The sequence below is a fragment of the Microbacterium testaceum genome (assembly GCF_001476285.1).
Taxonomy (GTDB): Bacteria; Actinomycetota; Actinomycetes; order Actinomycetales; family Microbacteriaceae; genus Microbacterium; species Microbacterium testaceum_B.
This window is the reverse complement of the sequence record NZ_LDRU01000047.1, coordinates 11933-32301: the sequence shown is the minus strand read 5'-3', so window position 1 is coordinate 32301 and position 20369 is coordinate 11933. Positions and strand designations below refer to the sequence as shown.

Sequence of the window (20369 nt, the reverse complement as noted above, 5' to 3'; positions counted from 1 at the left end):
GCATCCGGTCCTGTCAGCATTCCGGGATGGATGTCACACCGATCGACGCCGCGGCGCCCCCGGTCGTCGCCGCGGATGCTCGCCGCACCGTCGCCCTCGTCGTCGGCGCGCTGGCCACGGTCGCGTTCGTCGCCCTGCGCCTCGCCGTCGCGCTGAACGGACACACGGCCCTCGACGTCGACGTGTGGTGGGATGCCGCGATGGCGGGGATCGCGACCCCGGTGGGCGTGATCCTCGCGTGGATCCCCGCGATCGTGGGCGGCACGATCGGCATGATCGTGATCGGGGTGGCGACGACGATCGTCTTCGCGGTGCGCCGCCGTCCGTGGGACGCGCTGACGGTCGCGTCATCCATCGCCCTCGTCGTCGCGATCGGCGCGCCGATGGCCGCCATCATCGCTCGGCAGCGGCCCGCCGACTCCCTGGCAGAGACGATGGCGACGTCCTTCCCCTCGGGCCACACGGCGGTCGCGACGACCATCGCCGTCGTGCTCGGTCTGATCCTGCGACGCCGATGGGTGTGGATCGCCGGGGTCGTCTGGGTGGTGCTGATGATGTGGAGTCGTACCTACCTGCACGCGCACTGGCTCTCGGACGTCGTCGCCGGTGCTCTCGAAGGGATCGCGGTCTCGACGTTCGTGTGGGCGCTCATCCAAGTGGTTCGCGAGCGTCGCGCGCAACGCCTCACCGCGACGAGCGCGTGAGGGCTACGGTTCCCGGATGACCACTCCCTCGGCCGCCGCGAACAGGGCGCAGGACTCGACCGCTTTCGAGATCGCCGCGCGCGTCGGGTACGTCGTGCTCGGCCTGCTCCACCTGCTGATCGGGGTGATCGCGATCTCGATCGCAACCGGGTCCGGCGGCGACAGCGCCGACCAGAGCGGGGCGTTGGAGAAGGTCGCTCAGGCTCCCGCGGGGGTGGTGCTGCTCTGGGTCGTCGTCGTCGGCCTGGCCGCGCTCGCGGTGTGGCAGATCGCCGAGGCGATCGTCGAGCAGGACCCGGATGCCAAGAAGCGCTGGGCGCATCGCGCGAAGTTCGTCGGTACCGCCGTCGCCTACGCCGCGATCGCGTTCACCGCTCTCACCGTCGCGCTCGGCGGACACTCGAGCTCGTCGCAGTCGTCGCAGACGATGTCCGCGCAGCTGCTGTCGAACCCCGCCGGGGTCGTGCTGCTCGTCGTGGTCGGCCTCGGCGTCGCCGCGGTCGGCGTGGCCTTCGTCGTGCGCGGGTTCACGAAGGCGTTCGAGAAGCACATGTCGATCCCCGGCGGGGCGGCGGGGCGCGGCATCCGCACCTTCGGCATGGTGGGGTACATCGCCAAGGGGGTGGCCGTCGGCGTGGCGGGCGTGCTGTTCGTGGTCGCCGCGCTGAAGCACGACCCGTCGACCGCCGGCGGACTCGATGCCGCCCTGCGTTCGCTCGCGGGTCTGCCGTTCGGACAGGTCGTTCTGTGGCTCGTCGGTGCGGGCCTCGTCGTCTACGGCCTCTTCTGCTTCGCCCGCGCGCGGTACGCGCACATGTGACCGCGCCCGGCCTCACTCCCGCGGCCGGGCTCCGGCGATGAGGAGCGAGAGGCCGAGCTCGAACGCGCGCGTCGCGACCGGGTCGGCCGGGTCCTGGTCGACGAGGGTGGCGTAGGCCGCGGCGAACCGGGGAACGCTCTCCTCCTGGCCCGTCGGATCGAACATCACGGTCGGGCCCGACATGTCGAGCACGCTGCCGAGGATGAACGACTCGAAGGCCGTGAGCAACGGCAGGATGTCGTCGCTCTTCCAGCCCACGCGCTCGGCGGCGACGGCGAAGTCCTCGTACTGCGACATCAGCAGCGGTGCCGACGAGCGGTGCGACATGAGCAGCGGGATCGTCCGGGGGTGGCGGCGGAAGGCGTCCCGGTAGGAGCGCGCCCAACGACGCAGGCCCTCCTCCCACTCGTCGTCGCGGAGCGGGGACGAGTCGATGCGCTGCGAGACCAGCGCGCGGACGTCTTCGATGAGCGCCGCGAGGTTCGGCACGTGGTTGTAGAGCGAGGTCGGGTGCACCTTCAGGCGGTCGGCGACGCGCCGGATGCTCGCCCCGTCGCTTCCGTCGCGATCGACGAGAGCGAGAGCGGCGCGGGCGATCGCCTCGCGCGAGAGCTTGGGGTGCGGCGGCCGGGGCACGTCGGGGCCTTTCGGTCGGGCCTTTCGGTCGGGTTCGACCACGTTACGCGATGCCCGCGTTTCGGGCGTGTATCGGGTTCGTGACGAGTCGACGAAACGGCGATCTCGTCGAGAGAAAAAGTCGTAGCGTTCCTAAAACCTACGCTGTATGTTTCTCGCAGCGTGGTCTCGAGGAGGTTTCCATGGCGGTCGTGGTGTTCACGAACGGTGCGATCCGTGTCGACGGATCGACGACCGACGTCGACCGGCTCGTCGTGGTCGACGGGGTCGTGGTATCCGGGGGCTCGCCGGTTCCCGCCGATGCCGAGGTGGTCGACCTCGAGGGTGGGCTCCTGCTCCCCGCGTTCGGCGATGGACACGCCCACCCACTGCTCGCCGGACGCGAGCGGCGCGGGCCGGAACTGCGCGATGCGACCTCCGTCGCCGAGATCGTCCAGCGGGTCCGGGCGTGGGCCGCCGACAGCGACGACACCTGGCTCATCGGCGGCAGCTACGACGCCACGATCGTGGAGGGCGGGATGTTCGACGCCCTCTGGCTCGACGAGGCGGAGTCCGAGCGACCCGTCGTCCTGCACGCCTGGGACTATCACACGGTCTGGGCGAACACTGCGGCCCTGCGGGCGGCGGGACTGGATGCCGAGACCCCCGAGCCCGCGCTCGGACGCATCGTCCGCCGACCCGACGGCTCCCCGCTCGGCACGCTCGTCGAGCGACCGGCGATCGACCTCGTCCTGGACCGCGCGCCGCGGCCGTCGGTGGAGGCCGACGTCGAGGCGCTCGCCTGGGCCACCGAGCGTCTCGCGGCGCACGGCATCGCCTGGGTGCAAGAGGCGTGGACCGAGCTCGACGACCTCCCCGCGTGGGTTTCGGCGGCGGAAAGCGCTCGACTCGCGGTCGACGTCGACCTCGCGCTGCGCGCCGACCCCGTCCGCTGGCCCGCGCAGCTGGACGACCTGCGCCGCGCCGCCGACGGTATCGCCGGGGTCCCGGGCCTCACCGCGCGCACCGTGAAGTTCTTCGTCGACGGCATCCTCGAGAACCACACTGCGCACCTTCTCGACTGCTACCACGATGCCCGCACCCGCGGTCTGCCGAACTGGCATCCGGATCAGCTCGGCGAGGCCGTCGCCGCGTGCGACGCCGCCGGGTTCGATGTGCACCTGCACGCGATCGGCGACGCCGCGGTGCGCGCGGCGATCGGCGCCGCCGAGGGCATTCGAGAGAGCCTTCGCCGCGGGCGTCGCCTCACGATCGCCCACGCGCAGATCGTCGACCCGGCCGACCTGCCGCGACTCGCGGAGCTCGAGGTCACCTTCTGTTTCCAGCCCCAGTGGGCCGTTCCCGACGCCGTGATGACCGAGCTCACGCTGCCGCGCCTCGGCCCCCTGCGGGAGAGGCAGTACCGCATGCGTGCCGCGCGCACCGCCGGTGCGCACCTCAGCTTCGGCAGCGACTGGCCCGTCACCTCGCCGGACGTGCTCCTGGGGATCCGCACCGCGGTGACCCGTCAGGACGAAGCCGGGCAGCCCGCCGGCGGCTGGCAGCCCGAGGAACGACTCACCCTCGACGAAGCCCTCGACGCCGCCACGAGCGGAGTCGCGTGGCAGGCCGGCGACGACGCTCACCGCGGCGCTCTTCGCCCCGGCATGGTCGCCGACCTCGTCTGGCTCGATCGCGACATCCGCCGCGAGCCGGTCGCCCGCATCGCCGACGCCCGTATCCGCGGGACGTGGCGGCGCGGCATCCGCACCTTCACGGCGTCGGCGCTCGCCGGCGCCACTCCGCCTCGCTCTTTCTGACCCCGAACAGGAAAACCGTGACCTCCTCCGCAACCTCGCTCCGGCGAGTCATGGGAGTTCCCTCCCTCGTCATCTTCGGCCTCGCCTACATGGTGCCGCTGACCGTCTTCACCACGTACGGCCTCGTCGCCGTCACGACCGGCGGCCACGTGCCGACGGCCTACCTCGTGACGCTCGTCGCCATGCTGTTCACCGCGTTCAGCTATGCCGCCCTCGTGAAGGCGTTCCCCCGTGCGGGCAGCGCGTACACCTACGCCCGCCGCGCGTTCGGCGGTCACGTCGGCTTCCTCACCGGGTGGTCGCTCATGATCGACTACCTGCTGCTCCCGCTCATCAACTACGTGCTGATGGGCATCTATCTGAACGCGCAGCTGCCCGGCATCCCGCCGTGGGTGTTCGCTCTGGCGGGCGTCCTCCTCATCACCGGGCTGAACATCGTGGGCATCACGGTGGTGCGCAACGCCAATCTCGTGCTGGTGGGGCTGCAGCTCGTGTTCGCGGCTGTGTTCGTCGTGTGCGCGGTGCTCCACGTCCTGCAGAATCCCGGCGTCTCGTTGCTGCAGCCTCTCTACGATGCCGGCCTCACCTTCCCCGGCCTCCTCGCGGGTGCCGCCATGCTCGCCCTGTCGTTCCTCGGGTTCGACGCCATCTCGACCCTCTCCGAGGAGGCGCGCGACCCCCAGCGCACGGTCCCGCGGGCGATCATCCTGACGACGATCATCGGCGGGCTCATCTTCACCGTGATCGCGTACGTGTCGACCCTCGTCATCCCGAACGTCGCCGACATCGAGAACCCGGATGCCGCGGCGAACCAGATCATGGAGGTCGCCGCGGGGCGCTGGCTCGAGCTCTTCTTCCTCATCGCGTACATCGCGGGCTGCATCGCCGCGGCACTCGCGTCGCAGGCCAGCGTGGCGCGCATCCTGTTCGCGATGGGGCGCGACGGTGTGCTGCCGAGCTTCTTCGCGCGGCTGAGCAAGCGTTACCGCACGCCGATCGGGGCGGCGATCTTCGTCGGTGTCGTCTCGCTCGCCGCGCTGTTCGCCGACCTGAACACGGTGGCATCCCTCATCAGCTTCGGTGCCTTGGCCGCGTTCTCGCTCGTCAACCTGTCGGTGATCAAGCACTTCCTCATCGACGAAGGCCGTCGCGGCGGGGCCGCCGTCTTCCGCTACGGGGTCCTGCCCGCCCTCGGCTTCGCGCTCACCGCGTGGCTGTGGTTCAGCCTGTCGCCGCTCGCGCTCACGGTCGGTCTCGTCTGGATCGGCGTCGGTGTCGTCTGGCTCGCGGTGCTGACCCGCGGGTTCCGCCGTCGGCCGCCCGAGGTCGAGTTCGACGAAGAGGCCGAGGCGCCCGAACGCATCCCGGCGTGATCGGTGGCGGCGCGGCGTCGGGGGATTCCGGATGCCGCGCCGCCGGCGTGTGCGGCCGTGTCTCGCGCGAGGTGTGCGTCAACGCCCGGCGGCGTAGTGCGAGCGCACCTCGTCGATGGAGAGGGCGCGCGTGTAGATCGCCGCGAACTGGATCTCGCCCGTGAAGAAGGACGGGCCGGACCAGTCGATCGAGCCGTTCGAGGTTCCGTTGGCCCACGCGGTGAGGTTGCCGCAGCCGATCTTCCAGTACCCCGAGAAGTTCTCGCCCGTGGTGATCGAGGTGTTCGTGGCGACGAGGCTCCCGTCGACGTACAGGGCCATGCCCGCGCTCGAGAGCGACGCCACCACCGCGTGCCACGCCCCGTCGGCGTACGAACGCCCGGCCGGGGTCGAGATCGTCCGCACACTCCCGGGGTACACGCCGAACACGATGCGACCGGTCTGGTCGAGGTAGACGTGTCGGTCGTAGTGACCGTCGGCGGCGGACTGGTTCGCGTCGCCGAAGCCGATGATCTTCCCCCGTCCGGTCGACGGAGCGCGGAACCAGGCCTCGATCGTGAAGGTGTTCGGGTTCGTCACGGATCCCGGCACGTAGAGGCACTGCGACGTGCCGTTGAAGCTCACTGAGGTGGACGGAGAATCGCGGAGGCATCCGACACTCGCCGACGAGGTCGGGGCGATCGCGTACGTCGCGCGTCGTGGCACGGAGCCGGAGAGATCGTTCTCGGTCTTGGCCGGGGTGTTGGTGGGGGTGAGGGCGTAGGCGCCCTTGGTCGCGGAGGTGCCGACGGCGAGCGCCGCGTCGCGACAGGTGAAGAACGCGTTCGTCCCCGCCGTGTCCTTCGAGTTGGTCACGCGCGCGGTGAGGTTCGCCCCCGTCGCGGAGAACGTCGTGAGCGCGGCGACGGCGAGCACCGTGAGGATCACGAGCGGGACGACGATGCGACCGCCGCGGCGGTCGGGCCGGGCGCGACGACCGTCGGGCAGCGCGACCGGATCGTCGTCGCGGATGAGCAGCGCTGCCCCGAGCGGGAGCAGGCACAGGGCGATGACGAGGATCCGAAGGGGCAGGTCGAGATCGGGTTGCGGGGTGAGCACGTAGGCACCGCTGGGAAGACGGTCGGTCGTGGAGACGACCGCGTCCTGGCCGCTGAGCAGCCGCGTGCCGCCCGCCAGGATCGGGAACAGCCCCGTGTTGACCACGTGCAGGAGCGCGCTGGTGGCGTCGTCGCCCGGACGGAAGTCGAGCATCTGAACGTTGAACCACGGCCGGAGCCACAGGGCGACGAGCGTGACGGTCAGCGACCACCCGGTCAGGCGGACGCTCCAGATCCACCCCGGCTGCCGCAGGCTGAGCCACACGAGCGCTTCGGTGAGCGCGACGCCCAACAGCAGCCAGGGGGCGACCTGCAGCAGGAAGCCGACGCCGGGGAGGATCGCCACGGCTCGCCCGATCACCCGGTCTGCCGTGACCGGGCTGCCGTCGGGCGCGCCGTTGAGGTCTCCCTGCGTGGTGAACGATTCGTCCGCAGCAGCGACGATGCGGTGCGTCACGGTGCGGTCGCCGGTCGAGAAGGTGACGACGTCGCCGATCGCATAGGTCGGCTCGGCGCGGCTGACGATGAGCGAGCCCACGGGCGCGGTCTGGCCCATGCTCGGGGTCTGGACGGCGAACAAGCGGATGCCTGCCGCGGCGAACGCCGCGGCGACCGCGACCGAGAGCAGCACGAGTGCGACGGCGACGATGATCGCCGGGCGCACGCTGCCTCGGACGGCGGCCGCCGCGGGGTGGGAGATCACAGACGCGGGATCAGCTGCTGAAGTCCCAGGTGAGCGGCTGCGACACCTGCAGACCGGCATAGGTGTTCCCTGCCGTCGACGGGAGCGTCACCGCGAACGTGAAGGGCACGGTGGTTCCGGCAGGCACCGAGGTCGTGCCCAGGGCGGTGAGCACGTTCACGGCCGAGGCGAAGCCCTGAAGCGTGCCGGAGTAGAGCGTCGTCGATCCGGAGGTCACGACGAGCGTCATGGTGGAACAGAGGTTGGTCGCGGTGCCGTTGGGCGTTCCGTTGTTCGACTGCGCACAGGTTCCCGGCGTGAGGGTGAATCCCGTGGCGGCGGCGCTGCCGGTGTTCTTGATCTTGATGTCGGTCGACACGGTCTGGCCGGGCACCATCGTCACGCTGCCGCCGTACTTGTTGATGGTCGCGCAGGTCGCGGTGTTCGACGACACGGATCCGCCGTCCGTGCTGTTGCAGAGGACCGAGCCGTCGGCGTTGCTCTCCTGCATGATGACGGTGCCGGTGCCGGCCGTGTCGACGGTGTTCTTGATCTGCGCCGTGAAGGCGGAGATGGTGGGGGAGAGGCCGAGGGCGAGGATGAGAGACCCCAATCCTCCGGCGAGGAGCACGGGAAGGGCGAGACGACGACGGCGTGACGGCGTGGGATTCTGGGTGGACACGACGGCTCCTGTTCGGGTTCGGAGAGTGCGAGAGGTCCCATCTCTATCGCCTGTCGGTGCCCTGGCGGCGGGACGGGTGACCGTCTCTCCACGGGTGGGACGGTCACCCGAGAGGCGGCGAGCGCCGCCCGTCTCGGAGGCGCCGCCCCGAGGCCCGGCGTGATTCACCCGCGATGTCGTCCGCGGCGTGATGATCAGTCGTCCGCGCGCGGTCCGGTGATCCGATCGTCGGCGACCTCGCTCGGAGGTCACGGTGTGACGACCGTGACCCCCGCTTCCTCGAGGGCCGTCGCGAGCTCGGGGGAGGGCGGCGCGTCGGTGATGAGGTAGTCGGCCTTCTCGAGGGGAGCGACCTGGGCGAAGAGGCGCCGGTCGAGCTTCGTGGAGTCGGCGAGGATCGCCGTGCGGTCGGCGCGCTGGATCATCTCGCTCATCATCGTCGCGTCGCCGAGGTTGCTGGTCGAGAAGCCCGAGGCATCCACCGCTCCCACGGCGATCAGGGCGTAGTCGCAACGGATGTCGACCTCGGGGGTGTGCGAGTTCATCGCCAGTGTCACCGGCCCCGTCGTCGCCTGCGTGATCGTTCGCACCGCGCCGCCGAAGATGTAGAGGTCGCGGAACACGCTCGGCGAGATCTCCGCCGGGATCCGCAGATTGTTCGTCGCGATCGTGAGGTTGCGGTGATTGCGCAGCGCGCGCGCGACAGCGAGGGTCGTGGTCCCCGCGTTCAGCATCAGGACCGAGCCGTCCTCGACGAGGTCGGCGGCGAGGGCCGCGATCCGCTCCTTCTCGGCGATCTGCATCTGCAGGCGGACGTCGAGCCCGCGGTCACGGCCGGGGACCGACATCGCGCTCACGGCTCCGCCGTGCGTGCGCACGACGATGCCCTCGCGATCGAGCTGATCGAGGTCGCGGCGCACGGTGTCGATGGACACCCCGAAGTGCGAGGCGAGGTCGACGACGGTGACCTGCCCCGATTCGGCGACATAGGCCGCCAGTTCGGCTTTGCGTCCTGCCGGGAGTCGCCGCTTCGTCGAGGCTGTCTGTCCGTCCATGCGCTCATCTCTAGCACAGCGGGGGCGGCGAATCCGCATCCTTTGTCGAAAAGCGGCACGAAACGGCAGAAAATTCGCGCTTCCTGCTGCTTTCTCCGCCCGCTCGTGCGCTAATGGTCACGAATATGCATCGGCTTCTTGACGATCGCTGCACGGGAGCGCATACTCGTGCTTAAAGCAGCAAGAACGCGCAGAACAGCGCGTAATACGGCACATCTCAATGAGGAGAAACGATGGACAACAGCGGGCGCCGACGTCGGAACGTCATCAAGCTCGTCGGTGTCGCAGCAGCGGCCACGACCCTCCTGGCGATGGCGGGATGCTCGTCATCGACCAGCGGAGGCACCTCGGCCGACGGAGACGTCACGATCGAGTTCGCGCAGTGGTGGGAGCCCGAACTCGGCGACGGTCAGTTCCGCGGGCTGATGGACCAGTTCGAGAAGGAGAACCCCGGCATCAAGGTCGACTTGGTCAGCGGTCCCTACGCCTCGACCAAGGAGCAGCTGTTCGCGGGGGCGGCATCCGGCACGATGCCCGACGTCGTGGGCCTCGACGGGGCGTGGGTCAGCGACTTCGCGAAGCAGGGTGTCATCGCCGACCTGTCGAAGCTGATGAGCGACTCGGGCTACGACGAGAGTCAGCTCGCCAGCCAGATCAAGGTCGACGGCAGCACCTACATGATCCCGGTGGTCAACTTCGTCTACCCCATGTTCACGAACGATGCGCTGCTCTCGCAGGCGGGCGTCAGTGCGCCGCCCTCGACGCGCACCGAGTTCGCGGACGCGGCGAAGAAGATCAAGGCTCTGGGCACCGACGCCTCGGGGTGGGTCCTGCCCCTCTCGCTCGAGGCGCCCAACGGCGTGCAGAACGACGTCATGTCATGGGTGTGGGCCTCGGGCGGCTCGATGCTGAAGGACGGTCAGCCCGACCTCACCAACAAGGACGTCACCTCAGCCGCCGACTACATCCAGCAGCTCTGGAACGACGGCGTCATCGCTCCCGGATCGTTCACGATGAAGGAGCAGGACAAGGTCGAGGAGTTCACCAACGGCCGCGTGGGAATGATGATCGACTCGCTTGCGCACATCAACCTCATCCGCCAGTCGAACCCCGACCTGACCTTCTCGATCTCGGCGATCCCCGCCGAGGACGGCTTCACCGGTGAGCGCGGCATCCCGTACGCCTCCTGGGGCATCGGCGTGGCCGAGAACTCCGAGCACAAGGACGCCGCATTCAAGCTCGTGCAGTTCCTGATGGGCAAGGACGTCAACAGCGAGCTGTCGACGATGGCGAAGGCCTTCCCCGGCAACACCGAGAGCGTGCCGACCTTCGTCCAGGATGACGAACTGTTCAAGAAGGCCTTCGACATCTACAAGGCCGGCTACCCCGCGAACGAGTTCACGGGCCTTCCCGTCGCCGAGGAGCTCATGCGCCAGTTCGGCACGCAGTTCCAATCCGCGCTGGATGGTCAGCAGTCGATGAGCGACGCGCTGAAGAAGACGCAGGACGAATGGACGTCGGAGTTCTGATCCGACCCCGACCCGGGATGCCGCACCGCCCTCACCCGCGGTGCGGCACCCCGCTCAGCGAAAGCCGCACATCATGACCATGCGCACCCTCACTCCCCCCGACACAGAGGTGATCGTCACCGGGCGACCCGCCTCACGCCGTACCCGCCAGCTCCGCAAGGCCGGCGAGGCGTATGCCTTCCTGTCGCCGACGCTCGTCCTCCTGTTCGTCCTGATGATCGTCCCGATCGTCATGGTGATCGGATACTCCTTCCAGGACAACGTCATCCTCAACAAGAGCCCCGAGGTCGTCGGTCTCGACAACTACGTCGCGATCCTCACCGACTCCGGCTTCTGGAAGGCGACGGGCAACACTCTCTTCTTCACCCTCACGAGCGTCGCCGCGCACCTCGTCCTCGGCCTGTCGTTCGCCCTCCTGCTGAACAGCCGCCTCGTCGGCGCCGTGCCGCGGGCGATCTTCCGCGGACTCTACGTGCTGCCGTGGCTGTTCACCGTCGCCGTCATCGCGGTCCTCTGGCGCATGCTTCTCGCCCCCAACGGCATCGTCAACTTCCTGCTCAACACCGACATCGAGTGGCTCGCCTCGCCGCAGCTCGCGCTCGGAACGGTCACCTTCATCAACATCTGGGCCGGCTACCCCTTCTTCATGGTGAGCCTGCTCGCCGGGCTCCAAGGCATCCCGAGCGATCTCTACGAGGCGGCGACCGTCGACGGCGCGAACCCTGTCCAGCGCTTCTGGAACGTCACCGTTCCGCAGCTGCGCCCGATCATCGTCAGCCTGGTGCTGCTCGACCTCATCTGGACGTCGCAGCAGTTCGCCCTCATCTGGCTGACCACCGGCGGCGGTCCCATCGACGTCACCGAGATGCTCAGCACCTTCACCTACAAACTCGCATTCGCGAAGTACGACTTCTCGATGGCCTCCACCTCGGCGGTGCTGGTCCTGGCGATGTCGATGATCATCGCGGTGCTCTACGTCCGCCATCAGAAGGCGAGGGACTGACATGGCCCTGACCACCCCCGCGCGCCGGCGCGCCGGCACCAACGTCGCGCGTCGTCGTCTCGCCAAGACCGGCGTCCTCCTCGGCCTCGTGATCGGCGCGGTCTTCGCCGCCGGTCCGGTGCTGTGGATGCTGTCGAGCTCGTTCAAGTCGAACACGCAGATCTTCGAGCTGCCGCCACGGTTGATCACCGACACGTTCTCGTTCGATGCCTACATCTCGATCTTCACCAACCCCGAGACGGTGCGGTTCTTCATCAACAGCTACGTCGTCGCCGGAGCCGTGACGATCCTGACGCTGCTCGTCGCCATCCAGGCCGCGTACGCGTTCAGCCGCTTCGAGTTCCGGGGCAAGCGCATCGTCAACGTCATCATCGTGAGCGTCCAGGCCGTCCCGCCGATCACTCTGCTGATCCCGTACTTCGGTCTGATGGTCGGCCTCGGGCTCTACAACACCTACCCGGGCCTCATCTTCACCTACATGGTGTTCACGCTGCCCTACGCGATCATCATGATGACCGGGTACTTCAACACCCTCCCGAAAGAGCTGGACGAGGCCGTCCGCGTCGACGGGGCCGGTTCCTTCACCGCTCTGTGGCGCGTGCTCGTGCCGATCTCCATCCCCGGGATCGTGTCCGTCGGCATCTACACGTTCATGATCGCGTGGAACGAGTTCCTCTTCGCCCTGACCCTCACGCGCACGATCGACATGCGCACGGTGCCGATCGGCATCCAGCTGCTCATGGGCCAGCACTCCTACGAGTGGAACCAGATCATGGCGATGAGCATCCTCGGCTCGATCCCCGTGCTGCTGCTCTTCCTCTTCTTCCAGCGCTTCTTCATCAGCGGCCTGACGGCCGGCTCGGTGAAGAGCTGATTCACGCCTACCCACCCCGAACAAGGAGAATTCCGTGCTCTACACCGGCAAGTCCATCCTCGACGTGGCCAACGCCCACAGCTTCGCCATCCCGGCCTTCAACATCTCCGACTGGGCGATGTTCACCGGGATCATGGACATCAGCGAGGAGAAGAACGCTCCGGTCATCATCGCGATCCACCCCGACGAGGTCTCGCACATCACCACCGACCTCATCCCCGCGATGCACGCCCGCGCCCACCGCTCGAGCGTTCCCGTCGCGATCCACTGGGACCACGGCGGGTCGTTCGAGCAGATGATCACGGCCATCCACTCCGGCTTCACCTCGGTGATGATCGACGCGTCACTCGAGCCGTTCGAGCAGAACGTCGCGATCACGCGCAAGGTCGTCGAGGCGGCGCACGCGGCCGGCATCCAGGTCGAGGGCGAGCTCGGCACGATCGGCGCGAACGACAGCTACGGCGAGTCGGGCGCGGCGGAGATCATCTACACCAACGTCGACGACGCCGTGCGCTTCGTCGAGCAGACGGGTGTCGACAGCCTCGCGATCGCCATCGGCACCTCGCACGGTCTCTACCCGTCCGACAAGAACCCCGAGCTGCGTCACGATCTGCTCGAGCAGATCAAGGCCGCCGTCGGCATCCCGCTCGTCCTCCACGGAGGATCGAGCAATCCCGACGCCGAACTCGCGCGCGCCGTGTCGCTGGGCATCAACAAGATCAACATCTCCAGCGACATCAAGGTCGCGTACCACGACCGCATGCGCGAGGTGCTCGGCACCGACCGGCGTCTGCGCGAGCCCAACGCCATCCAGCCCGAGTGCATCGCGGCCATGAAGGTCACCGCGGCTGAGAAGATCGACCTGTTCGGCGCAGCCGGCAAGGCCGACCTCTACTGATCGGGCGGTGATCGGCGTCATGGCAGAAGACCTCGTCCTCGGACTCGGCGGCACCGTCGACTACGAGATCCGGTGGGATGCCGACGTGCTCTCGGCCCTCGCGCAAGAGCACCGCATCCGGCTCGACGAGCTGACCACCACGACGCCGATCATCGATGAGCGGGCCCTCGTCGTGACGGTGCTCGCCTTCCTCACGACGGGCGGGGGAGGCGAGCGCTTCGTCCTCTCGTCGGAGATCGTCGAACGCTTCGCCGCGCACTTCGACAAGACGATCACCCTCGGCGGCACCGGCGTGCGGGCGGGGATCGCGCTCGACCGCATCGGCGTCCCCACCGTGCAACATCTCGTCAGCATCGATGACAACGTCCGGCGGCTGCTCCCCGCCTCGATGCGGGTGGTCTCGTCGGCGACGCACGACACGCTCGATCCGCACCTCATCGTGCAGTATCCCCGGGGCGCGACGGTCCGGCTCGTCGACGCGGTGGTGAGCGCCCCGGCATCCAATCGCCTGATCTTCGCCAACGACGCGCCCAATCGCGAGATGGCGATCGCCGACGACCTGGGCGATGCCCTCGCGAACGCAGCGGCCTTCCTCGTCTCGGGTTTCAACACCATGCAGGATGCCGCGCTGCTCGAGCGCCGACTCGACGACCTGACCGCGGCGATGCGGCGTCTCCCCGCCGACGCGCTGGTCTACTACGAGGACGCCGGGTTCTATCAGCGCGAGCTCTCCCACCTCGTGCGGAACCGGCTGCTGGAGCGCATCGACGTCTACGGCATGAACGAGGACGAGCTGCAGGAATATCTCGGCCGCCGCGTCGATCTCCTGTCACCGGAGGATGTGATCACGGCTCTCGCCGAGGTCCATGCGCTGATCCCGGCCCGCGCGCTCGTGGTGCACACGACGTACTGGGCGATCGCCGTGGGGACCGGTGCCGATCGTCATCGAGCGGGCCTCGAGAGCGCCGTACGCACCGCCGCAACGCGTTATCGGCTGGGCGACGCCTGCACGGCCGCCGACCTCGACGACACCGCACGGCTTCCGCGTCATCCGGGCGGTGCCGCCGTCGTGTCGGCCGCCGAGGAGCGACGGGGAGTCACGGGCGTGCCCGCGTTCGTGGTCGACACCGCCGCTCCGACGACGATCGGCCTGGGTGACACGTTCGTCGGTGGCTTCCTGGCGGCGGTTCCGGCGGCGACCCGTGTCGCGACCGCGGCGGCCCTCGAGCGCGCGCTCGACTCCGCGGCGCTCGCGTCGCGGCGGTGACGCGCGCGCCACGTTCCGCGGTGCGTGCGGCGGGCATGACGTCTCCTTCGAGGAGCGCGTGCGTGACCGAGAGAGGGCGTGGGACGAGCGGAGGAGCGTGCGCCTTGCGGCATCCTCCGCTCGTCCCTCGCCCTCCGTTCCTCACGCGGTGCCGCAGCGCGAAGTCAGCGCGTCGCCGTGTCAGCGGGTCGCCGTGTCGGCGTCCGGATCCGAGAGTGGTCCGCATGCGGCGATCACACGCCGAAGGCTCACCGCAGCCTCCCAGGCGTCGAGCGGCCCGTCGCGCGCGGTGAGCTCGCGCAGGCGGTCGATGTACGCGGTGAGCGCGTGCTCGGCCTCGCGCAGCTGCCCCGCGGTCGCCTCGGGATCCGGGGGAGTGGTCACCAGGTGCGACGCCGCCTCGATCGCGCGCGCGAGGCTTCGGCGCGCTTCGTCGGGGATGCGGGTGTCGACATCGGGCCCCTCGGTCAGACGAGAGAGGGATGCCGACAGCTCGCGTGTCGCGTCGGCCGTTCCGGTGAGGGCGTCCAGGCGTCGGCGGTTGAGATCCCGGGGCGCTCGCAGTCGACGCCCGCGCGGGTTGTATCGCCGGCTCTCGTCGGCGAGCTCGACCTCTTCTCGGACGTCAGCGAGCGTTTCCGTGAGTCCGGCCGTCGCGGTGTCGGCGGCATCCTGATCGAAGGCGTGCCCCGCCAGCGCGTCCGCGATCCCACGGAGGGCCTCTCCCAGGTCGTCGCGGAGCCGGGCGAGGCGGTCGTCGGCCCGCTTCTCCCGCAGGGGCGGGACGACGAGGAGGTTCACCATCACCCCGACCAGCACGCCGAACGCCATCGTCATCAGATACGACGACGAGTACCCGTCGGGATCGGCGCCGCCGAGCAGCAGGACGAAGAGGGCGGCGATCGCCACCCAGTCGCGCCCGACACCGAGCGCGCGCACCCCGGCCAGCAGTACGCCGAGCAGGATGACGATCGCGACCGCGGCGATCCGGGGAAGGCCCGCGCCCACCACCGCGAGGCTCGCGAGGCCCAGGCCGATGCCGAGCGCCAGTCCGACCACGGCCTGCACACCGCTCGACGCCGAGCGCGCGACGGTGGGGTACATGCTGACGAGGACGCCGAGCGGGGCGTAGTACGAGTACTCGCTCTGCGCGAAGGGAACGAACGGCGCGAGATACCAGGCGAGCGCGGCCGCCGCGGCGGTCTTGGCCGCGAGCACGAGGCGGTCAGCGGTCACCGCGTCGCGCCACCACTGTCTCGGGTCGAACGAGCTGTACATCGAGGGGCGGATGGACACCCCTCCATGCTCCGGGCCGTGCGCCGGACGGTCTCGGGGGTTGCCGTCTCGCCGGACGAGCGGTACCTCAGCGCCGCGCCCGGTACGCCTCCCACAGCACGCGCGCGTGCCGAGCCTTGGCGCGCTCGACGCCTGTCTCGTCTCGGCGTGCGGCGCTGATCCATTCCGCCAGGCGACTCGCCGCGGCCCCCAGCACCATGCGGACATCGGCGTGCTGCGCCGGCGGCACAGCGGCCTCGGCCGCCGGCATCCGACCCTTCCGGGCGAGCTCGTCGCGCACGTGCTCCATCGTGAGTCGGGCCACGCCCACCGCATGGCTGTTGACGACGCAGTGGGCGGCTCCCTCGATCTCCCATCGGCGAGCGGAACGCGCGCGCTCCACCAGCCGGGAATGCAGCCGGCGCGGCGAGGGGCGGTCGAACTCGCCGCGGATGAGCAGGAGGTGGGATCGCGCGTCGACGATGCGGTCGGAGATCCGGTACCGCAGCATGTACGGCAGCGTCTCGAAGAAGTAGAGGAACCCGCACAGCAGGTACGCCGACACCGCCAGCAGCGCGATGTGCAGCGACTCGCGCACGGTCGACTGCGCGAACCGTACGGCCTGTACGCCGGCCCGCGCTTCGCCCTCGTCGACGACGGGGCTCACGAGCACCGCGTGCGAGAGCTCGCGGCGCGTGAGCACCTCGGTGACCACCTGCGTCCCCATCGAATGCCCGACGAGCACCGGATCACGCAGGCCGTAGTGGTCGAGCACCCCCTCGACCTGATCGGCGAAGAAGGCGGCGGTCGGCTGATCTCCGGATGCCGGGACCCCGGCGAAACCGGGGAGGTCGAGCGCGTAGACCTCTCCCTCGGCCGCCAGCAACGGCGCGAGGAACTCGAAGTAGGTCGAGGCGACCCCGATGCCTGCGACGAGCACGAAGTCGCGCCCCGTTCCCGCGCCTGTCGATACGCGCGTCACGCGTGTCCGCGCGCGTCCGCGGCGGAACGTCTCGACGTCGACGTCGGCGGGAGGCGGCTCGCTGGTCATCGCTCCAGGATGCCGCACCCGGCGGGGCGCGCTGTCAATCCCGGAGTCGGTGTCGGGCGTCCCGCCTAACCTCGGGCGCATGAGCGATACCTCCCGTGAAGAAGAGACCCTGGGTGCCGTCCGTGAGAGCGGGGACAACCCCGCCGAGAAGGACCCCTCGGACTGGGTCACCGGCGATGAGCCGATGACCGCGCCGCAGCGCAGCTACCTCGACACGCTCGCGCGCGAGGCCGGGGAAGAGATCCCCGCCGACCTGACGAAGGCGGAGGCGTCCGAGCAGATCGACCGCCTGCAGACGGCGACGGGCCGCGACTCGGCCTGAGGGCGCTGCGTCCCGTTCGTGCTGTCCGTCAGTGCGAGCGGGATGCGCTGTCCGCCTCGGCGATGCTGTCGACGTGGTGCTTCTCGACGCGTGCGATGTCGTCGAGGAAATCGGCCACCACACGCCGCTCGGCGGCGTCCAGCTTCGACGCGGCCTCGGCGACCGACGCTCGCCGGACCGAGAGGACTCGTCGTGCCGAGGACTCGGGATCGATGGTCGCGCGGACGACGATCGAACGCCGGTCGCCGGGGTACGGCTCTCGTGCGACCCACCCCGCCTCGGCCAGACGATCGATGAGAGTGGTGGTCGCCGCCGACGAGATGCCGAGCATGTCGGCCAGAAGGCGCGGGGTGACGGGGTCGTCGTCTTCGCTGCGCTCGAGCAGGAAACGCAGGACTTTCGCGTCGTTCGGACCGATGCCGAGTGACTGCAGCGCCGCGCGCTCCGAGATGGCGCTCGAGTCGGTGAGGTCGCCGAGGGCCCTCACCACGTCGTCTGCTGTGGCCGTGCGTCGCATGTCACCTCCCGCGAAACCTTGCTGAGCTACTGTCTCGATGTCCTATCAACTCGACAGCCGATGTATTTTCCATGGTACTCGTCCGCCTCGCGGAACGGCAGGGGCCTGGACGGTGCGGCCTGACATAGGATGCCGAAGTGGAAAACGGCTCGCAGTCGTCGCGCTATTGGTATGGCGCGGCCGAGGAGGACCGTCGGCGTCGGGCCGTCGAGGTCTTGCAGGCCTTCCGTGTCTATCGCGCCGCCGAGGTGGCGATGCGCCGTCGCACACGCGAGGCGATGTCGATGGGCGAGAACGATCTCCTCGTGCTCCGGTACCTCCTTCGCGCAGCGGGCCAGGATCGCCACGTGACGCCGGCCGAGCTGACACGGTATCTGGGGGTCTCGACGGCATCGACCACGGCGATCATCGACCGCCTCGAGAGATCCGGCCACGTCACGCGCGTGCCGCACCCGACCGACCGGCGGAGCGTCCGGGTCGTCGCCACCGCTGCCAGCGACCACGAGGTGCGCGCAACGCTCGGTTCGATGCACAGCCGCATGATGGGGGCCGTGGCCGAGATGACGCCGGAGGAGTGCGACGTCGTGATCGCGTGTCTGGGTCGGCTGCAGGACGCGGTCGATCAGGTCGATCCCGCTCCCGCCTCGCACGAAGCATCGCCCGAGGACGCCCAGACCACCGTTTAGGTCGCGAGAATCAAGCCTTCGGGTTCTCGGGCCCGGGCTCGGGGACGATGAGCAGGCCACCCGAAGAGTTGGCCGAGTTCGCGAGCTCCTCCACCCACGCGCGGCTCAGCAACGCCGGCTCCGGCTCGTCGAAGACGAAGCGAAGGGGAATGGACGGATGCAACCACACGGTGCTGCGCCCGACCTCCTGGCCGGGACCGTGCGTCCACGAGAGGGTGAAGCTCTCCCCCCGGCGGAGCTTCGTGGCGATGACGACCTTGATATGCGCCAGCGCGCGGTCTTCCATTTCGATCGGCGTCGCGACGTCGCCGTAGTAGAGCGTTCCCACCCCATGCACGTTAGCGAGATCGGCTCGCGCCCTCCGCGGGGTTGATTTCCCCTCGACCCACGTGGCACGCGTCGTCGGGATGACTTGTGCGTTCCTCGGATAGGCTCGACCCCATGGGCAGATTCATCTACGACACCGTCGCCAACGCCGTCGACATCGATGACCGCACGCTGGCTCACCTGCGCATCGTCGTGATGAACAAGCTGCGCCGCTCCGAGTCGTTCATGTTCGACGTCGAGGTGGGAGACGGCAGCGGTCGCCGCAGCTTCTGGATGCACCCCTCCGTGCCGATCCAGTTCCACTTCTACGGCAGCCGTCCGCCGCGCATCAACCGCGTGTGGGTCGAAGACCTGATGCTCGCGGCATCCGGACCCAACGGCCTGGCGATCACGCCCGAGCCGTCCGAGGACAGCGTCTCTGAAGAGGGCTGACCTCAGCGGGTCGAGCTGTCGCTCTTCGTGTCGCGCGAGGGGGCGATGTCTTCGGCGACCAGCATGATTCCGCCCGACGAGTTCGCCGACTCCGAGAGACGCTCGATCCACTCCCGGCTCAGCTTCGTCGGTTCGGCGTCGTCGAAGACGAACCGCAGCGGGATCGCCGGGTGGAGCCACAGGGTGCTCCGGCCGCGTGGCTCCTCGTCGGGGTGGCGCCACGACAGGGTGAAGCTCTCACCGCGGCGGAGCTTCGTCGAGATGACGACCTTGAGGTGCGCCAGCGCGCGATCCTCGATGTGAACGGTCGTCGAGCTTCCGTAAATGATCGTCCCCATGGCTCCACACTAACCGCGCGGCCTCACCGCGAATACGCCGTGCGTCCGAGAGTGTCAAGCCGCCCGGTCGGAGCGTGGGGTGCTGCCACCGTAGAAGGACTCCACGGAAGGACAGCGCCGTGAAAGACCGATACCCCCCGTCTCCGATGGAACCCGGCGATGGCCCCGCCGACTCCGCCGACCTCCCCGACGTCTTCGACGGGCTGGTGGGAATCGACGTGGTGGATGGCGAGCTGGTGCCGCGGAAGGACGAGCCTCCGCGCGCGTGACGCTCACAGGACGCTCGTATCTCCGCTCGATACGGTCGGTCGCATGGCCGATTCGCTGGACGATCAGCAGATCACCGTCTCGAGTGCGGCTCTCCGCGCCATGCGTGACGAGTTCCAGAGATTCCTCATGGAATACCGTTTCGGGCTCGCCGAGGTCGACACGAAGATCGCGATCCTGCGCGAAGAGTTCCAGGAGATGCACGACTACAACCCGATCGAGCACGTCTCGAGCCGCGTGAAGACGCCGGACAGCCTCGTCGACAAGGTGCGTCGTAAGGGGATCGACACCGACTTCGACTCGATTCGCGCCGCGATCACCGACATCGCCGGCATCCGGGTCACATGCAGTTTCATCGACGACGCCTATCGACTGTCCGACCTGCTCACCCAGCAGGACGACATCACCGTCCGAGACGTCAAGGACTACATCGCCCGCCCCAAGGCCAACGGGTACAAGAGCCTCCACGTCATCGTCGAGGTGCCCGTCTTCCTCTCGACGGGCAGGGTCCAGGTGCCGGTCGAGGTGCAGTTCCGGACGATCGCCATGGACTTCTGGGCGAGCCTGGAGCACAAGATCTACTACAAGTACGACCGCCTCGTTCCGGCCGATCTGCTCGATCAGTTGAAGGATGCCGCCGACACCGCCGCCGAGCTCGACACCCGCATGGAGCGCCTCCACCGTGAGATCCGCGGGCCCCGGCCCGGGGTGGTCTCGATCTGACCCGACGGTCAG

The 20369-nt window shown here is 68.9% G+C and carries 23 protein-coding genes; 14 read left to right on the top strand and 9 right to left on the bottom strand.

All coding sequences use genetic code 11. From position 1 onward, the window contains the following. Positions 1-26 precede the first annotated feature (26 nt). The gene (locus NS283_RS09425; protein ID WP_058596608.1) at positions 27-704 is read left to right on the top strand and encodes a phosphatase PAP2 family protein; all 678 of its coding nucleotides are present in this window, start codon (positions 27-29) and stop codon (positions 702-704) included. A 16-nt stretch (positions 705-720) separates the two neighbouring features. Continuing rightward, positions 721-1524: a DUF1206 domain-containing protein gene (locus NS283_RS09420; RefSeq protein ID WP_058596607.1), complete on the top strand. Its 804-nt coding sequence runs from the start codon at positions 721-723 to the stop codon at positions 1522-1524. Positions 1525-1536: 12 nt separating this feature from the next. Here NS283_RS09420 and NS283_RS09415 read toward each other — a convergent pair whose 3' ends face one another. Beyond that, positions 1537-2160, bottom strand: a complete 624-nt coding sequence (locus NS283_RS09415) for a TetR/AcrR family transcriptional regulator C-terminal domain-containing protein (protein WP_193752657.1) — start codon at positions 2158-2160, stop codon at positions 1537-1539. 182 nt (positions 2161-2342) lie between these two features. Between NS283_RS09415 and NS283_RS09410 the strand changes: the two genes are divergently transcribed. Both NS283_RS09410 and NS283_RS09405 read left to right on the top strand, forming a co-directional pair. Beyond that, positions 2343-3959 carry an amidohydrolase gene (locus NS283_RS09410; RefSeq protein ID WP_058596605.1) on the top strand — a complete coding sequence of 539 codons (1617 nt, stop codon included), beginning with the start codon at positions 2343-2345 and terminating at the stop codon, positions 3957-3959. 50 nt (positions 3960-4009) lie between these two features. Continuing rightward, a complete protein-coding gene (locus tag NS283_RS09405; RefSeq protein WP_058596604.1) occupies positions 4010-5332 on the top strand; it encodes an APC family permease in 1323 nt (440 codons plus the stop codon). Positions 5333-5410: 78 nt separating this feature from the next. Here NS283_RS09405 and NS283_RS09400 read toward each other — a convergent pair whose 3' ends face one another. From NS283_RS09400 to NS283_RS09390, 3 genes are all read right to left on the bottom strand, one after another. Then, positions 5411-7132, bottom strand: coding sequence for a LamG-like jellyroll fold domain-containing protein (locus NS283_RS09400; protein ID WP_058596603.1), 1722 nt, complete (start codon positions 7130-7132; stop codon positions 5411-5413). Between the two features lie 10 nt (positions 7133-7142). Further along, on the bottom strand, positions 7143-7793 hold the full coding sequence (locus NS283_RS09395) for a hypothetical protein (RefSeq protein WP_058596602.1): 651 nt from the start codon (positions 7791-7793) through the stop codon (positions 7143-7145). Between the two features lie 248 nt (positions 7794-8041). Then, positions 8042-8848, bottom strand: coding sequence for a DeoR/GlpR family DNA-binding transcription regulator (locus tag NS283_RS09390; RefSeq protein WP_058596601.1), 807 nt, complete (start codon positions 8846-8848; stop codon positions 8042-8044). Between the two features lie 233 nt (positions 8849-9081). Here NS283_RS09390 and NS283_RS09385 point away from each other — a divergent pair, with 233 nt between their 5' ends. From NS283_RS09385 to NS283_RS09365, 5 genes are all read left to right on the top strand, one after another. Continuing rightward, on the top strand, positions 9082-10377 hold the full coding sequence (locus NS283_RS09385) for an ABC transporter substrate-binding protein (protein ID WP_058596600.1): 1296 nt from the start codon (positions 9082-9084) through the stop codon (positions 10375-10377). A gap of 73 nt (positions 10378-10450) precedes the next feature. Continuing rightward, positions 10451-11380 (top strand): carbohydrate ABC transporter permease, encoded by a 930-nt coding sequence (locus NS283_RS09380; protein WP_058596599.1) that lies wholly within the window; start codon positions 10451-10453, stop codon positions 11378-11380. A 1-nt stretch (position 11381) separates the two neighbouring features. Next, positions 11382-12254: a carbohydrate ABC transporter permease gene (locus NS283_RS09375; protein ID WP_058596598.1), complete on the top strand. Its 873-nt coding sequence runs from the start codon at positions 11382-11384 to the stop codon at positions 12252-12254. A 34-nt stretch (positions 12255-12288) separates the two neighbouring features. Beyond that, a complete protein-coding gene (locus NS283_RS09370) occupies positions 12289-13152 on the top strand; it encodes a ketose-bisphosphate aldolase (protein WP_058596597.1) in 864 nt (287 codons plus the stop codon). A gap of 19 nt (positions 13153-13171) precedes the next feature. Beyond that, a complete protein-coding gene (locus NS283_RS09365; protein ID WP_081317349.1) occupies positions 13172-14419 on the top strand; it encodes an ADP-dependent glucokinase/phosphofructokinase in 1248 nt (415 codons plus the stop codon). Between the two features lie 180 nt (positions 14420-14599). Here the strand turns inward: NS283_RS09365 and NS283_RS09360 are convergent, their stop codons facing one another. Next, entirely contained in the window at positions 14600-15715 is a 1116-nt protein-coding gene (locus NS283_RS09360) for an FUSC family protein (protein WP_058596596.1), read from the bottom strand. Positions 15716-15782: 67 nt separating this feature from the next. After that, positions 15783-16745 carry an alpha/beta fold hydrolase gene (locus NS283_RS09355; RefSeq protein ID WP_058596595.1) on the bottom strand — a complete coding sequence of 321 codons (963 nt, stop codon included), beginning with the start codon at positions 16743-16745 and terminating at the stop codon, positions 15783-15785. A gap of 79 nt (positions 16746-16824) precedes the next feature. Here NS283_RS09355 and NS283_RS09350 point away from each other — a divergent pair, with 79 nt between their 5' ends. Further along, entirely contained in the window at positions 16825-17067 is a 243-nt protein-coding gene (locus NS283_RS09350) for a DUF3072 domain-containing protein (RefSeq protein WP_058596594.1), read from the top strand. Between the two features lie 28 nt (positions 17068-17095). Here the strand turns inward: NS283_RS09350 and NS283_RS09345 are convergent, their stop codons facing one another. Continuing rightward, a complete protein-coding gene (locus tag NS283_RS09345; protein WP_058596593.1) occupies positions 17096-17584 on the bottom strand; it encodes a MarR family winged helix-turn-helix transcriptional regulator in 489 nt (162 codons plus the stop codon). Positions 17585-17721: 137 nt separating this feature from the next. Here NS283_RS09345 and NS283_RS09340 point away from each other — a divergent pair, with 137 nt between their 5' ends. Next, a complete protein-coding gene (locus tag NS283_RS09340; RefSeq protein WP_058596592.1) occupies positions 17722-18270 on the top strand; it encodes a MarR family winged helix-turn-helix transcriptional regulator in 549 nt (182 codons plus the stop codon). A gap of 10 nt (positions 18271-18280) precedes the next feature. Here NS283_RS09340 and NS283_RS09335 read toward each other — a convergent pair whose 3' ends face one another. Beyond that, positions 18281-18598 carry a DUF7882 family protein gene (locus NS283_RS09335; RefSeq protein ID WP_058596591.1) on the bottom strand — a complete coding sequence of 106 codons (318 nt, stop codon included), beginning with the start codon at positions 18596-18598 and terminating at the stop codon, positions 18281-18283. A gap of 113 nt (positions 18599-18711) precedes the next feature. Between NS283_RS09335 and NS283_RS09330 the strand changes: the two genes are divergently transcribed. Continuing rightward, on the top strand, positions 18712-19029 hold the full coding sequence (locus tag NS283_RS09330; protein WP_058596590.1) for a DUF7882 family protein: 318 nt from the start codon (positions 18712-18714) through the stop codon (positions 19027-19029). A 2-nt stretch (positions 19030-19031) separates the two neighbouring features. Here NS283_RS09330 and NS283_RS09325 read toward each other — a convergent pair whose 3' ends face one another. Beyond that, positions 19032-19367: a DUF7882 family protein gene (locus NS283_RS09325; RefSeq protein ID WP_058596589.1), complete on the bottom strand. Its 336-nt coding sequence runs from the start codon at positions 19365-19367 to the stop codon at positions 19032-19034. 119 nt (positions 19368-19486) lie between these two features. Here NS283_RS09325 and NS283_RS18890 point away from each other — a divergent pair, with 119 nt between their 5' ends. Then, complete coding sequence (locus tag NS283_RS18890; protein WP_193751302.1) at positions 19487-19636, top strand: hypothetical protein; 150 nt, start codon at positions 19487-19489, stop codon at positions 19634-19636. 43 nt (positions 19637-19679) lie between these two features. Continuing rightward, positions 19680-20357, top strand: coding sequence for a GTP pyrophosphokinase (locus NS283_RS09320; protein ID WP_058596588.1), 678 nt, complete (start codon positions 19680-19682; stop codon positions 20355-20357). The last annotated feature ends 12 nt before the right edge of the window (positions 20358-20369 follow it).

What these genes read in the sequence shown, in the direction of transcription:
- NS283_RS09425 (WP_058596608.1), top strand. Translation starts at nt 27, where the DNA reads ATGGATGTCACACCGATCGACGCCGCGGCGCCCCCGGTCGTCGCCGCG.
- NS283_RS09420 (WP_058596607.1), top strand. Translation starts at nt 721, where the DNA reads ATGACCACTCCCTCGGCCGCCGCGAACAGGGCGCAGGACTCGACCGCT.
- NS283_RS09410 (WP_058596605.1), top strand. Translation starts at nt 2,343, where the DNA reads ATGGCGGTCGTGGTGTTCACGAACGGTGCGATCCGTGTCGACGGATCG.
- NS283_RS09405 (WP_058596604.1), top strand. Translation starts at nt 4,010, where the DNA reads ATGGGAGTTCCCTCCCTCGTCATCTTCGGCCTCGCCTACATGGTGCCG.
- NS283_RS09390 (WP_058596601.1), bottom strand. Translation starts at nt 8,848, where the DNA reads ATGGACGGACAGACAGCCTCGACGAAGCGGCGACTCCCGGCAGGACGC.
- NS283_RS09385 (WP_058596600.1), top strand. Translation starts at nt 9,082, where the DNA reads ATGGACAACAGCGGGCGCCGACGTCGGAACGTCATCAAGCTCGTCGGT.
- NS283_RS09380 (WP_058596599.1), top strand. Translation starts at nt 10,451, where the DNA reads ATGACCATGCGCACCCTCACTCCCCCCGACACAGAGGTGATCGTCACC.
- NS283_RS09375 (WP_058596598.1), top strand. Translation starts at nt 11,382, where the DNA reads ATGGCCCTGACCACCCCCGCGCGCCGGCGCGCCGGCACCAACGTCGCG.
- NS283_RS09365 (WP_081317349.1), top strand. Translation starts at nt 13,172, where the DNA reads ATGGCAGAAGACCTCGTCCTCGGACTCGGCGGCACCGTCGACTACGAG.
- NS283_RS09355 (WP_058596595.1), bottom strand. Translation starts at nt 16,745, where the DNA reads ATGACCAGCGAGCCGCCTCCCGCCGACGTCGACGTCGAGACGTTCCGC.
- NS283_RS09350 (WP_058596594.1), top strand. Translation starts at nt 16,825, where the DNA reads ATGAGCGATACCTCCCGTGAAGAAGAGACCCTGGGTGCCGTCCGTGAG.
- NS283_RS09345 (WP_058596593.1), bottom strand. Translation starts at nt 17,584, where the DNA reads ATGCGACGCACGGCCACAGCAGACGACGTGGTGAGGGCCCTCGGCGAC.
- NS283_RS09330 (WP_058596590.1), top strand. Translation starts at nt 18,712, where the DNA reads ATGGGCAGATTCATCTACGACACCGTCGCCAACGCCGTCGACATCGAT.
- NS283_RS09325 (WP_058596589.1), bottom strand. Translation starts at nt 19,367, where the DNA reads ATGGGGACGATCATTTACGGAAGCTCGACGACCGTTCACATCGAGGAT.
- NS283_RS09320 (WP_058596588.1), top strand. Translation starts at nt 19,680, where the DNA reads ATGGCCGATTCGCTGGACGATCAGCAGATCACCGTCTCGAGTGCGGCT.